The sequence below is a fragment of the Embleya sp. NPDC056575 genome (genome assembly GCF_042793325.1).
Taxonomy (GTDB): Bacteria; Actinomycetota; Actinomycetes; order Streptomycetales; family Streptomycetaceae; genus Embleya.
This window is the reverse complement of record NZ_JBHTVA010000008.1, coordinates 174,008-186,216: the sequence shown is the minus strand read 5'-3', so window position 1 is coordinate 186,216 and position 12,209 is coordinate 174,008. Positions and strand designations below refer to the sequence as shown.

Here is a 12,209-nt window from a genome sequence, read left to right as displayed (position 1 = left end):
GCCCTGATATACACCTCCGGGCCCCGCCGCGGGCCCCCCCCCCCCCCCCCACGGCAGCGGAACGGCCGGACGGGTCGCCCACCCGCGCCCGACCGGCGTTCGGGGACACCGACCGCGGTCGGTGTCGCGGCGGTCGGTCAGAGCAGGTAGCGGGTGACCGAGTCGATCACGCAGGCCGGCTTGGCCGATCCCTCGATCTCGACGGTGATGCGGTTGACCACCTGGACGCCCCCGGCGATGTCCGCGACCGCCACGATCTCCGCGCCGCCGCGGACCCGCGAGCCGACCGGGACCGGGGCCGGGAAGCGCACCTTCTCCATGCCGTAGTTCACCCCCATCGAGATGTTGCGCACCTCCAGGATCTGCGGCAGGAAGAGGTTGGACAGCGCCAGGGTCAGGTAGCCGTGCGCGATCGGCGTGCCGAACGGACCCTCCTTCGCCTTCTCCACGTCGACGTGGATCCACTGGTGGTCCCCGGTCGCGTCGGCGAACAGGTTGATCCGCTCCTGGGTGATCTCCAGCCAGTCGCTGTGGCCCAGGTGTTTGCCCACCGCGTCCTTGATCTGCCGGAGGTCGGTGAAGACGGTGACCGCCATGGGTGCTCCGATCGTTTCTGATGGTCTGTCAGATCAGCTGCTCCGGGTATACCAGACCGCCTCCGACGAGGCGTTTCGGGGACGCCCGGCGGCGCTCAGCCGATCGGGATCCAGGCCACCTGGCGCACGTCGGCGAGCCGGTCGACGGAGATGCCCGCGGCCGAGACGGTCCACAACTCGTCGCCCACCACCAGCGAGCGCAGGATCCTGGAGTCGGGGTGGGTGACCCGGCCCACCTCGACGATCCGGGTGCCGTCGACGCGCAACACCAGCGCGTAGGAGCCGCGCGTGCCCGGGTACTTCTCGCCGGGGGCGATCTGCGTGCGGTCGGGTATCGAGTAGGCACCGGTCACCGGCACCACCACGGTGCCGTCCTTGGGCCAGTACAGGAACGCGTGCGCGTCCTGCTCCGCCTGCGAGCTGCCGCCGGGGATCGTGTACTGCGCGACCCGGGCCGGATCGGCCAGGGTGCGTACGTCGAACAGGGACACCTGGGTGCCCAGGCGCATGCCGCCGTCGGTGGCGTCCTGGCCGACGCCGATCAGCCGGCCGTCGGCGATCGGGTGGAGGTAGGCCGAGTAGCCGTTGATCTTCAGTTCGCCGACGGCGCGGGGATTGCGCGGGTCGCTCAGGTCGATCGTGTACAGCGGGTCGGTCTGCCGGAAGGTCACCACGTAGGCGATCGGCCCGGCGAAGCGCACGCCCATGATCCGCTCGGTGCGGCCGAGTCCGCCCACCCGGCCGATCTGGGTCAGCTTGTCGCCGTTGCGGGCCAGCACGGTGATCGCCGATTCGCTGCTCGAACGTGGGGCGATCGGGGGCTGCGCGGTCGGCGGCCGGGCGCTCGGCATGCTCGGCGGGGTCGGTCGGGTGTCGGTGCCGTCGCTCGGCGCGATGGCGGACCCGGACGAGCCGTCGGGGGCGCTGCCGGGCACCGAGCCGGCCGGGGCCGCGCTGCCCTGGGCGGCGCTCGGCGCGAAGGTGTCGGGCTTGGCGGTGCCCGGCGCGCCCGGCACCGAACCGCCCGGTGCGGTGGTGCTTCGGGTGGTGCCACCGGGCGGGATGTTGCCGGGGCCGCTCTGCGGGATCGTCGGGTCGCCCGGGCTCAGGGTCGTTGCCACTCGCAGGTTGCCGCCGAGTTCGGACATCGCGTACTGGTTGACCATCGTGCCGGGGACCACGCCGGTGGCGACCAGCTTCGGGGTGCCCTTGCCGGAGATGTCGAGCTGGTTGATCGCGGTGGTCGTGGTCGGCGGGCCGCCGCCGACCACCTTCGCGTCTTTCGAGACGGCGCGCCGGGAGGCGGTGGTCGCCAGGTAGAGGTTGGACTCCGAGGCGTACACGTTGTTCACGTCGGCGGCCACCGTCACCGGGTCGCCCTTGTCCAGGTCGCGGGTCAGGTCGAAGGACAACACGCTCAGTGTCGCGGCGCCGGTGTGTCCCGGCTCGCCCGCTCGGCTCGCCGGGCGGCTGACCCGGTCGCAGCCGACCAGGTCGCCGGATTCGGTGCGGCCGTTCGCGGCGAGGGTGAACTGCGGCAGCCAGTCCCCGACGGTCGAGCGGCGGATCCGGTCGACGGCCTTGTCCCTGTCCGAGGTCCGGTACGTCGACATGTTCAGGCGCGGACGCGAGCGCACCACGATGCGCGCGGTGCTGCCGATCTGGCGCGCGTCGGCGTAGGCGCCGTCCACGGTCAGGTCGCCCAGGCTGCGCGGCGCACCGGTGAGGTCGACCAGGACGAAGCGCGCCCGCATGTTCGTCCCCGGCAGTCCCGGATCGCCGGGGATCGGCGCCATCTTGCCCGAACCGCCCTTGCTCTTCGGCAGGTTCGCGCCGGCGTCCAGGATCAGCAGGGCCCGGTCGCCGGACAACAACAGCTCGGTCGCGCGCGCCCCCGGCACGGCCAGCGACCCGGTGACCTTGTGGGTGGCGGTGTCGACCACGGTCAACCGCCCGTCGGCCACGGTCAGTACCCGGCGCCCGTCGCTCTTGACCAGGTCGGGCTCGTCGACGCCGACCTCCTGGGTGTTCGTGGTCGAGTGCTCCGGCGTGGTGGGCGCGGCGGGCGCGGCCAGATCCGCCGACATGCCCTCCGCCGCCTTGGGCGCGGCGGCCGGAGCGCCGACGTCCGGCTTCCCGTCGACGGGCACCGACCGGGTGTTCTCGTCCATGCTCCGCAGCGCCGCCGCGCGGAAGTCGTCGACCAGCGCGCCACACGAGTCGAACGCGGTCAGCCGTACCGACTCGGTGTTCGAGGCGGATGTGCGCTGCGGGTCCGGCTTGGAGCCGCCACCGGAAGAGGTGCAGCCGCCGACGACGAGTCCCGCCGCCAGCACGAATATCGGCAGGGCCGCGGCCCCGCGCGTGGAACCGTCGTGGATTCGCATGGCCCTGTGACGGAGCGGCTCGCAAAGCGGTTCCCTCGCCGCCGAAGAGGGTCGGAAACCGGCCCGGACGGGCCGGCCGCCGCTTGCGCGACGGGCGCCGTGGGGCGGATCCGGGTCATCCTTGCGGCTGTTGTCTCGGGGTCGGGCCAAGGGTTATCCCTGATGGACCACGCTCCGTTCACGGCGCATGCTGTACGGAGCCGTGTGCACAGCGAGAGGAGCCGCGCATGCACCCGAATTCCGGTCCTCATCCACCCCATTGGTACGGCATGCCGCCGCACATGCGGGTGGGCGACGCGGATCGTGAGCGCACGATCGAGCACTTGAAGTTCGCGTTCGGCGAAGGCCGGTTGACCGCCGACGAGTTCGAGGAGCGGGTGGCCTCCGCGCTGGCCGGGAAGACCCGGGCGGATCTGGAGAGGCTGCTCGAGGACCTGTTGATGCCGATGCCGGCTCCACCGCCGCTCGTGCCGCACCCGATGCCCGGGCCGCCGCCGTGGTGGCTCAACCGGCCGGCGGGGCCGTTCGCGCGCATGCAGCCGGGGCGTGAGCGGGGGTGGAGCGCGGCGGCGCACTGGAGCGGGTTCTGCGCTCCGGTACTGGGTCCGTTCCTGATCCGCCGGAGTGTGGGCGAACGGTCGCCGTTCGTGCGGGACAACGCGAGCGCGGCGCTCAACTTCCAACTGACCTGTCTGCTCTCGTTCGTGCTCGCCCCGCTCCTGTCCCTGCTCGGCGACGTGGGCGGCGTGCTGATCGGCGCCATGTACTCGGCCATCGCGGTCTGCGCGATCATCGGCGGGGCGCGGGCGGCGGGCGGCGATGTGATGCGCTATCCGATCAGCCTGCGGGTGGTGAAGTGACGCGGCCGGTCGGCGGTGGGCGGGGGACCGGATAGAGGGTCGGCTCAGGCTCCCGCCGGGTTCGCCCGGCGTGTGGGTCGGCTGCTGCGGCCGAGTCGGCTCGGCCGGGTCCACAGCAGGAGTTCGCCACCCGGCGGGGAGACCACACCCCCGCGCGCGGGGTCGCCCGCGAACCACACGTCACCGCCGTCGCACCTGTGCAGGTGCCACCAGCGGTGCGACATGGACACCACGGTCAGCGCGTACTGCGTGCCGTCGCCTGCGCGGTCGCCGATCACCAGCGGCGGTCCCCACGCGCCGTCCCCGTCGGCGGGATCGCGGAACCGGCAGGAGCAGGTGACCCAGGGATGCCGGGCCAGCGTGCGCCGCATGCGCCGGGCCAGCACGAGCGCGCCGATTCCGATCACTAGGGCCGTTGCGCCGACCACGAGCGGGACCATGCCCCAGCCGCCCAGGGCCGCGCCGTCGCCCCCGTCGCCGCCGGCGGACAGGATCGCGAACCACGCCCCGGTGCACGCCAGACCCACGACCGTCACCGCCACGGCGCGAAGCCGGTACCGCCGCAGTGCCCGGGCGGTCGCGTGCAGGGAGAGCGCCACACACTCCCGCCGCTCGCTACCCATGGCAGCACCCTAAGCAGGCGCGGGCGGCAATGGTGAACCGGTGCGTGTCGGGCGTTTCCGGTACGGGTCGATCGGGGCGGGCGGGGCCGGCCCACGGGGTGCGTCGGCCGGCCCGCACGGGCGTCGGCACGGCTCGGGGCGGACGGGTCAGTGGCGCGGGCCGTGCCCGAACGCGAAGACCGGGTCCTTGCCGTCGCGCACAGCTCCAGGATCGCGGCCGGCTCGACCGCGTCGAACTCCAGCGAACCCGCGTGGAAGAACTGTTCGAAACCGCCCTCGCGCGACTCGAACGAGGTCTCGACCCGGACGATCGCCACGTCGGCCTCCTCGGGCGTGGCCACGACCGTGCCGTAGCCGGCCGCCACTTCGGCGTCCAGGTCCCGGACGTACACGCGCGAACCCTCGGCCGCCGGCAGGATCGGCTCGCCGCCTCGGGTGTCGCCCTCGGGCGCGTCGTTCTTCTCGGGGACGTGCTCGCCGCCGAACCGGTCGCAGCCCGCCTCCGGGACGCGCGGCATCCGCTCGGGGACGGACAGCTCCTCCACCCCCCAGGCCCGGGCGGGCATGGCCTGGCTCACGATGTTCGCGTCGGAGATCAGGCCCCAGTCGGTGCACACGATGCCGTCGAAGCCGAGTCGTTCCCGGAGCAGGCCGGTGATGATGCCCCGGTTGAAGCCGAACGCGACCTCCTCGTGCTCGGTCCCGATCGGCATCCCGTAGTACGGCATCATCTGCGACGTGCCGGCCGCCGGCGCCTCCTTGAACGGCACCAGGTGGTAGTCGAAGTGGTCACCCGGGTGGACCTGCCCGCGCCCGTACGCGAAGTGCGGTTCCTCGCCGTCGAGTTGCGGGCCGCCGTCGGGGAGGCGTTTGGTCATGCAGGCCACCGACGCGGGTGTTCGACGTCTCGCCCTGCGCGTCCCGGATGTAGGCGGCGACGAGCCTGCCGGTCAGCTCGGCGTCCTCGCCGAGGGTGCCGTCGATCCGCGACCGGCGCGGCTCGGTGGCCAGGTCGATCCGCGGGTGCAGGGCAGCACGGGGGAGCCCGCGGACTCCAGCGCCCGCCGCGGTTCACCCGGGGGACACCAAGGCTCCGTACAATGGGCCGAATGGGCGCCGGGGGGCATCGGCGCGCATTCGGCGCAGCCGCCGGGGACGCGCGGCGGGTCGCCCGATCCGTCGGGTTCCGGCGCGTTCGGCGCGGTCGGCGCTTCGGCGATTCACACCATGGGCACGAGGGGCGGACGCAGGTTGGACACCGTGCGGGGCTTGCTCGACTCGCTCCGGGATTTCCTCGACCACGGCGCGTGGACGCAGTGGCCGCTGCCGGCCTCGGTGGCGGTGTTCGTCCTCGTCTGCGCGGTGGGCGTCACCGCGCTGGTGCCCAAGTCGTTGTTCGCCCCGGTGGCGGGTGCCCTGTTCGGCGCGATCGGCGGCACGGTGGTCACCCTGGCCGGGGCCACGCTCGGCGCGCTGATCAGCCTGTACCTCGGCCGCCGGCTCGGCCGGGAACGGATCGGCGGCTGGTTGCACAAGCGCGAGGCGCTGGCCGTCCTCGATCGCAAACTCTCCCGCAACGGGCTGGTGCCGATCACGGTGCTGCGGATGATCCCGGTCCTGCCCTCCTCCGTGGTCAGCTACGGCGCGGCGGCCACCCGCATCAGCACGGGCCACTTCATCATCGGGACGGCGCTCGGCATGTTGCCGATGACGCTGGTCCAGTGCGCCGCCGGGGCCTCGGTCCGACACGGCCTGTCCACGCCGGTGGTGGTCAGCGTGTTCGTCGGCTGCGTCCTGCTGGCCCTGGGCATGGTCGCGGTGCGGCGCCGGGGCGGGGAGCCGTCGGCGACGGTGGCGCCGCCGGCATCGGACGGGGCCGAATAGGCGGGTCGGCCCGCGAGGACGGGCGACGCCGGCTCGGGTCGGCCGCCGCGCGGCGCCGCGTCGGGCCAAAAGCCTAGGGTGGGCGCATGTGGGCGAAGACGGGGGAGCGGCGGGCCGCGCGGAGAGCGGACCGGATAGTCGGTGTGGACGTCGCGCGCGCGCTCGCGGTCCTGGGCATGTTCGCCTCGCACGTCGGGCCCGACCCCTACGACGGGGGCGTGGACACGCTGATCCAGGGCGTCACCGGCCGCGCCTCCGCGCTGTTCGCGTTCCTGGCCGGCGTCTCGCTGGTGCTGATGAGCGGCCGGGCGCCGCTGCGCGGCTGGGATCGGGGCAACGCCGCCGTGGTCACCCGGGTGCTGATCCGGGCCGTGCTGCTGCTCCCGCTCGGGATGTGGCTGGCCGACCTGGACACCGGCGTACTGGTCATCCTGGCCTTCTACGGCCTCTACTTCATGCTCGCCTGGCCCGCGCTGTGGCTGAGCACGCGCACCCTCGTGTGCGTCGCCGCGGGGTGGGCGCTGCTCGGGCCGATCGCCTCGTTCGTGCTGCGCCTGGCCGGCGACACCGGTGATGTTCGTTATGTCGCGCCCGGGTTCGCCGATTGGCGGCAGGGGCCGGGCCACATGTTCGAGACGTTGTTCCTGACCGGCAGCTATCCGGCGATCACCTGGATGCCGTTCGTGCTCGCCGGGATGGCGGTCGGGCGGCTGCGGCTGGGCGAAGCGCGGATACAGCGTGCGCTGGTCGGGATCGGGGCCGGGCTGGCCGTGCTCGGCTACGGCGGATCCTGGGTCGTGGTCCGACTGTTCACCGGCGATCGGCTGGCGCGGATCGCCGAGCCGGACGGCGTGTCGGACGTGATCCACGGCCGGGTCGGCTCGGTGCCGGTGTCCGATCCCGCGTGGCTCACCGTCGCCGAAGGCCACACCGGTACGCCGTTCGAGATCGTCGGCGCGATCGGCGTCGCCCTCGCCCTGCTCGGCCTCGCCCTGCTCGCCTGCCGCCCCTGGCTGGGCCGGATCGTGCTCGACCCGCTGATCGCGGTCGGCTCGATGGCGCTGACCGTGTACACCGCCCACCTGATCGTGATCGACCGCTGGCTCCCGCTCGCGTCCGGGGAGACCTGGCGGCGGCTGATCGGCTTCTTCGTGGTCACGATGCTGCTGTGCTGGGCCTGGCGGCACACGCTGCGCAAGGGGCCGATGGAGGCCGCGCTGCATCTGCTCTCCGCGCTCCCCGCACGGTGGGTGCGGGGAGCCGCGGGGGGTGGGTCGCCTCGCCCGGTCGCGGCCTCGGACGGGCCGGTCAGATGAGCAGGCCCCGCGCCCGGGCGCGGCTCAGCCAGGTCGGATACTCGTTGGTCATCAGCTCGTAGAGCTGCCCGTCGGGGACGTTGGCCGGGTCCTGGACCGAGAAGAAGTCGGCGTTGTCGACGTAGCGGCCGGTCAGGTCGTCCAGCTCCTCCAGGAACGAGAAGCCGCCCGGCCGACCCAGCCCCATGAACTGCCAGAAGATCGGCTCGAAGCTGGAGTAGGTGATCTGCTCGCGCGTCGCCTCGCGGGAGGTGGTCTGGCCGTCGGTGATGAACATGACGTATACGGGCAGGTCATTGGCCAGCGGTTGGTATCGGGGCGCGCTGCTGCCGAAGTAGTGCTCGCGGACCAGCCGCATCGCGCCGGCGTAGTCGGTCGAGCCCTCCAGGCCGGGGCTGCGCCGGATCCGCTCGGCCCAGCCGTTGTACTGGCCGAGCCCCAACTGCCCGGCCACGTGTCCCTGGGAGCCGAACAGGAACACGTCCACGGCCGCGTTGTCGTCGAAGCGCAGACCGAGCGAGAGCACGCGCTCGGCGAGCGCCTGGACCTTGCCCTTCTTGAACAGCGACTGCATCGAGTAGGAGATGTCCAGGCAGAGCGCGACGCGCGCGGTGTGTTCGCCGAGTCCGCGCTTCTCCAGGCTCACCGCGGCCTGCTTGGTCAGGTTGAGCAGTTGCGGGTGGCCCTCGTCGGCCAGCCGCTTCTCCATGTCGATCAACGTCCGCTTCTTGAGGCTGATCGCGGGGGCGGCGGGCGGGGGAGAGGTGGGCGGCGGCGGGGCTACGGGGGCGCCGGGCGCGGCGGCGGGTGGGGCGAACGCGGTCGAGGCGGGGGCGGGCGGGGCGCTCTGTGGGCCGGCCGCGTCGTCGGCGGCGACCTCGATGCCGAAGTCGGTGGCAAGGCCGGACAGCCCGGACGCGTACCCCTGGCCCACCGCGCGGAACTTCCAGGCGCCGTTGCGCAGGTAGAACTCGCCGAACAGGAACGCCGTCTCGGTGGACGCCTCGTCGATGTCGAACTCGGCGATCGGCCCGCCCTGCGCGGTCACCACGTGCAACGCGAGCCCGGGCACCTGGCCGAAGCTGCCGCCGTCGGCGGACGCGCCGATCACCACGCGCTCGACGTCCGCCGGGATCGCCGCGAGGTCGACCCGGATGGTGTCCGTGACGACGCCGCCGGCGGTCGGCTGCTTCCCCTCGTGTCGTACCGCGCCGGTGGCGTCGGAGGGCTGGTTGTAGAAGACGAAATCGGCTTCCGTGCGCACCTTGCCGGCGGCGTTCAGGAGCAGCGCCGAGGCGTCCACGTCGGGGGCTCCCGCCGCGCGCCAGGTCAGGACCGCACGCAACTCGGCGGTCGGTACCGGAGTGTTCCCACCCTTGCTTATCTTCGCCATGCGCCCATCTTGCCCGTGCGGTCGACCTCCCGTACGAGCCCCTCCACCAAGCCCACCCGCCCACCCACCCCCACGCGCCCCGACGTGCGGGACGTCGGGGTGGGACGAGGGTGGGAGCGCGGCGCGGATGGGCACGACGATCGAGCGGATGGCGGGGCCGCCCCTCGATCCGCGCGGTGTGCGGCGCCCCCGTCCACCCGGCCGCGCCTGCGCGTGCCGTGCGCCCCGCCCGGCCGTGTCCTCGCCGGCCTGCCCCTGCCGCATGCGCCTGGCCGTGATCGGCCCACTCCCCGGGCCTCGCCTCCCTGTCACCCCCGCCACGCGCCCGCCCGGCCGCTGCCGGTCCGCGCCGCCGTTCGTTCGGCCCCGTCCCGCCGGTGCCCCTGCGGGCCGCCGCGCCCCGCCTTCGGCCGGACCGGCATTGGCGTGCGCCCCGGACTGCGCCCCGCCTTCCGCGCCGCTCGCCGCCCTTGCCCCGTCCCGGTCCCCGCGCTTCGCGTCCGTCCCGGTTCGGGGTTGTGCTTCCTGTGGGCTGGGTGGCTGGGGTGTGATCACAAGCTGGTGTGGGGGTGGGCAAGGTGTGGCTTGGAGTGGTCTTGGGTGGGCGGGTTGTGGTGGGACTCGATCTCGGTCTCGTTCTGTGTTAGTCTGAAGCCTGTTGCAGTTGTGGTTCGCATCATCTTCTGAGTGCGCCTGTAGAGCTGTTCACTACGGGCGCATTTTGCATTTCGGTAGCTTCCGAAATGAGGGCGAAAAACGCGGCGACGCCCGGATTCACGAAGTGTGGATTCGTTCATCGGCCCACATGTAGGGAGAAAAATATGGCTACCGGAACCGTGAAGTGGTTCAACTCGGAAAAGGGCTTCGGCTTCATCGCGCAGGACGGTGGCGGCGACGATGTCTTCGCTCACTTCTCCGCGATCCAGGGCAACGGCTACCGTGAGCTCATCGAGGGCGAAGCCGTCGAATTCGACGTCGTGCAGGGCCAGAAGGGCCTCCAGGCGGAGAACATCAACCGCCTCTGATCTTCACTGATCGGCACGACCGAGGGCCGGCCGCCGCACTTCGTGTGCGGCGCGCCGGCCCTCGGCGTTTCCGGCTCTCGGCGGATCAGGTCCGCTGCCGCGCCGCTCCCGGCGCGCCGGTGGCGGCGAGCGCGGCCAATTCCTCCTCCACCCGTCGTGCGTGCGCCGCCTCGTCCTCCCGCGCCTTGCGCGGACTCCAGCGCCCGGCCATCACGAGCACGCTCGGGACGAATAGCGCCTGGCACGCCAGGGTCAGCCACCACCAGCGCATCCACTCGTCGCTCGTCCGGTCCTTGGCCTTCCGCACCTCCTCGCCGTGGTCGATCAGCACGGCGAGCGACCGCTGTTTCTGCTCGACCAGATTCAGCTTGGCGAGATCGCCCCCGGCCAGCTGCAACGCCTTGACCTGCAGCTCGATCGGGATCGCCGCGCGGTTGGGATACTTGGACATCTGGATGAACAGGGCCGGGTCCTTCTGTACCAACTCCAGTGCCGCCCCCGCGTCCGCCTGTGCCGCGACCACCTCCTCGCCGTGGTTCACCAACGGCGTCGCGGAGGTGACGATGACCGGCGTGAACACCGCGGACACCGACACCACGATCCGGATGATCCAGCCCCACACCGCCAGCCCCGTCGCGGTCGCCGCCGGGTTGTGCTTCTCGACCGTCTCCGTGTACCCGGCCATCCACGGCGCCCAGGCCATCCCGCTGCTCGCGCCGATGCCGACCAGGAGCCAGGCGAACGTGTAGTAGCCGGTGTCCGGGTGGTCGGTGGTCAGCGCGAACAGGTACGTGAACACCACCGTGCCCACGCCGCCCACGATCATGAACGGCTTGCGCACCCGGGTCAGGTCGGACGCGACGCCCACCACGACGAGCGCGATCGCGTTCGCCCCCCAGTACCAGTTGGCGAGGGCGTTGGTCCGCTGCTCGGAGTACCCGTAGACGGTCGAGTAGTAGACCACCAGGTTGCCGACGACCGTGTAGTAGAACATCAGGTGCAGGCTGATCCCGAGCGCCGGCGCGAGGATGTCCAGGCGCATCATCTGCCGCCAGTGGTTCTTCTGCGCCGCCTCGACGTCCAGACCGCGCGCCCTGGCCTCGATCAGCGCCTTGTCCCGCAGCGAGACCATGAGTTGGTCGCGCAGCGCCGGGGACAACTCGCGCAGGCCGAACAGCGCGACCACGAACACGACCAGGCCGGTGACGCCGGCGTACCGGAACTCGGTCTGCCAGCCGCTGGTGTCGAGCGTGTTGCTGCTGACCGTGGTGACCACGAGGCTGCCGATGATCGGCCCCAGCGTCCAGAAGCCCATCGCGCCGGCCCGGCCGACCTGCGGCGAGAAGTCGCGGATCAGCGCGGGCGTGGCGACCAGGGCCATGCCCTCGACCACGTTCACCAGGGCCATGAAGAACATGAACCAGCCCTTGCTCTGCGCGTTGGGCAGCGCGAACAGCACGAGCACGCCGGTGAGCAGCAGGCCGTACACGACCAGGTTGGCCCGCCCCCACCGGTCGGCGAGTCCCGCGAGCAGCGAGGCGAACGCGCCGACCGCGTTGCCGACGACCGAGATCATCGTCGCGTACATGAAGGTCATGCCGTACTCGTGCATCAGCAGCGTGGAGACCGCGTACTGGATGTAGAGCTCGTAGTACAGGATCACCGACGCGACGACCACGATGGACAGGTAGAGGATCCGTGGTCCGTTGGCCGGGTAGCGGTGCAACTGCCGGTACCACAGGCCGTGCACGATCGCGGGCAACCGGGCGGGGGGTGCCGGGGGCGGGGGTTCGGGATCTCTGTCGGCGGGCGTATCCGACGGGGACGTGCTGGATGACATGCGGCCTCCTCGACGAGCGTGGGTCTATCGAGGTACTGGGGTGCGGGAACACGGCCGTGCGCGGACGTCGGGCCAGGGGGAAGGGACGCCCCCCTGGGCCAACGCGTGGAGTGACCTTAGTACCGGCCGGTAGCGCGCTACCAGAGCGATCGGCAAGAAATGGAACGGGTTTCGATTTCGGGGTGGTGGGGGCGGCTGTACCTGGGCGGACGTGCCCGGCGGTGGGGCGAGGTGGGGTGGAGGTGACCCCAAGGTCGGATTTGCGGGGGGTGTCGGTGGCACGCG

The 12,209-nt window shown here is 72.0% G+C and carries 10 protein-coding genes; 4 read left to right on the top strand and 6 right to left on the bottom strand.

The features are described from left to right. Positions 1-137 precede the first annotated feature (137 nt). Positions 138-596 (bottom strand): MaoC family dehydratase, encoded by a 459-nt coding sequence (locus ACFRCG_RS08690; RefSeq protein WP_380030069.1) that lies wholly within the window; start codon positions 594-596, stop codon positions 138-140. Between the two features lie 95 nt (positions 597-691). Further along, complete coding sequence (locus ACFRCG_RS08685) at positions 692-2,983, bottom strand: beta-propeller domain-containing protein (protein WP_380030068.1); 2,292 nt, start codon at positions 2,981-2,983, stop codon at positions 692-694. A gap of 227 nt (positions 2,984-3,210) precedes the next feature. On the opposite strand from ACFRCG_RS08685, the gene ACFRCG_RS08680 reads away from it, so the two are divergent. Next, on the top strand, positions 3,211-3,843 hold the full coding sequence (locus ACFRCG_RS08680; RefSeq protein ID WP_380030067.1) for a DUF1707 and DUF4870 domain-containing protein: 633 nt from the start codon (positions 3,211-3,213) through the stop codon (positions 3,841-3,843). Between the two features lie 44 nt (positions 3,844-3,887). Here the strand turns inward: ACFRCG_RS08680 and ACFRCG_RS08675 are convergent, their stop codons facing one another. After that, a complete protein-coding gene (locus ACFRCG_RS08675; protein ID WP_380030066.1) occupies positions 3,888-4,385 on the bottom strand; it encodes a hypothetical protein in 498 nt (165 codons plus the stop codon). Continuing rightward, on the bottom strand, positions 4,376-5,344 hold the full coding sequence (locus tag ACFRCG_RS08670; RefSeq protein WP_380030064.1) for a hypothetical protein: 969 nt from the start codon (positions 5,342-5,344) through the stop codon (positions 4,376-4,378). Before ACFRCG_RS08670 ends, ACFRCG_RS08675 begins: the two co-directional genes overlap by 10 nt. 391 nt (positions 5,345-5,735) lie before the next feature. Here ACFRCG_RS08670 and ACFRCG_RS08665 point away from each other — a divergent pair, with 391 nt between their 5' ends. Together ACFRCG_RS08665 and ACFRCG_RS08660 are read left to right on the top strand one after the other, a co-directional pair. Further along, positions 5,736-6,350, top strand: a complete 615-nt coding sequence (locus tag ACFRCG_RS08665) for a TVP38/TMEM64 family protein (RefSeq protein WP_380030063.1) — start codon at positions 5,736-5,738, stop codon at positions 6,348-6,350. Positions 6,351-6,436: 86 nt separating this feature from the next. Then, entirely contained in the window at positions 6,437-7,666 is a 1,230-nt protein-coding gene (locus ACFRCG_RS08660) for a DUF418 domain-containing protein (protein WP_380030061.1), read from the top strand. On the opposite strand, the gene ACFRCG_RS08655 is transcribed toward ACFRCG_RS08660, so the two are convergent. Beyond that, the gene (locus ACFRCG_RS08655; protein WP_380030060.1) at positions 7,659-9,059 is read right to left on the bottom strand and encodes a VWA domain-containing protein; all 1,401 of its coding nucleotides are present in this window, start codon (positions 9,057-9,059) and stop codon (positions 7,659-7,661) included. The two genes, ACFRCG_RS08660 and ACFRCG_RS08655, sit on opposite strands and share 8 nt — an antisense overlap. 821 nt (positions 9,060-9,880) lie before the next feature. Here ACFRCG_RS08655 and ACFRCG_RS08650 point away from each other — a divergent pair. Continuing rightward, on the top strand, positions 9,881-10,084 hold the full coding sequence (locus ACFRCG_RS08650; protein WP_078974744.1) for a cold-shock protein: 204 nt from the start codon (positions 9,881-9,883) through the stop codon (positions 10,082-10,084). Between the two features lie 85 nt (positions 10,085-10,169). Here ACFRCG_RS08650 and ACFRCG_RS08645 read toward each other — a convergent pair whose 3' ends face one another. Next, on the bottom strand, positions 10,170-11,924 hold the full coding sequence (locus tag ACFRCG_RS08645) for an MFS transporter (RefSeq protein WP_380030059.1): 1,755 nt from the start codon (positions 11,922-11,924) through the stop codon (positions 10,170-10,172). Between the last annotated feature and the right edge of the window lie 285 nt (positions 11,925-12,209).

Excerpts from the sequence above, each read along its gene's own strand:
- ACFRCG_RS08660 (WP_380030061.1), top strand. The coding sequence starts at position 6,437 with ATGTGGGCGAAGACGGGGGAGCGGCGGGCCGCGCGGAGAGCGGACCGG.
- ACFRCG_RS08655 (WP_380030060.1), bottom strand. The coding sequence starts at position 9,059 with ATGGCGAAGATAAGCAAGGGTGGGAACACTCCGGTACCGACCGCCGAG.
- ACFRCG_RS08645 (WP_380030059.1), bottom strand. The coding sequence starts at position 11,924 with ATGTCATCCAGCACGTCCCCGTCGGATACGCCCGCCGACAGAGATCCC.
- ACFRCG_RS08690 (WP_380030069.1), bottom strand. The coding sequence starts at position 596 with ATGGCGGTCACCGTCTTCACCGACCTCCGGCAGATCAAGGACGCGGTG.
- ACFRCG_RS08650 (WP_078974744.1), top strand. The coding sequence starts at position 9,881 with ATGGCTACCGGAACCGTGAAGTGGTTCAACTCGGAAAAGGGCTTCGGC.
- ACFRCG_RS08670 (WP_380030064.1), bottom strand. The coding sequence starts at position 5,344 with ATGACCAAACGCCTCCCCGACGGCGGCCCGCAACTCGACGGCGAGGAA.
- ACFRCG_RS08680 (WP_380030067.1), top strand. The coding sequence starts at position 3,211 with ATGCACCCGAATTCCGGTCCTCATCCACCCCATTGGTACGGCATGCCG.
- ACFRCG_RS08685 (WP_380030068.1), bottom strand. The coding sequence starts at position 2,983 with ATGCGAATCCACGACGGTTCCACGCGCGGGGCCGCGGCCCTGCCGATA.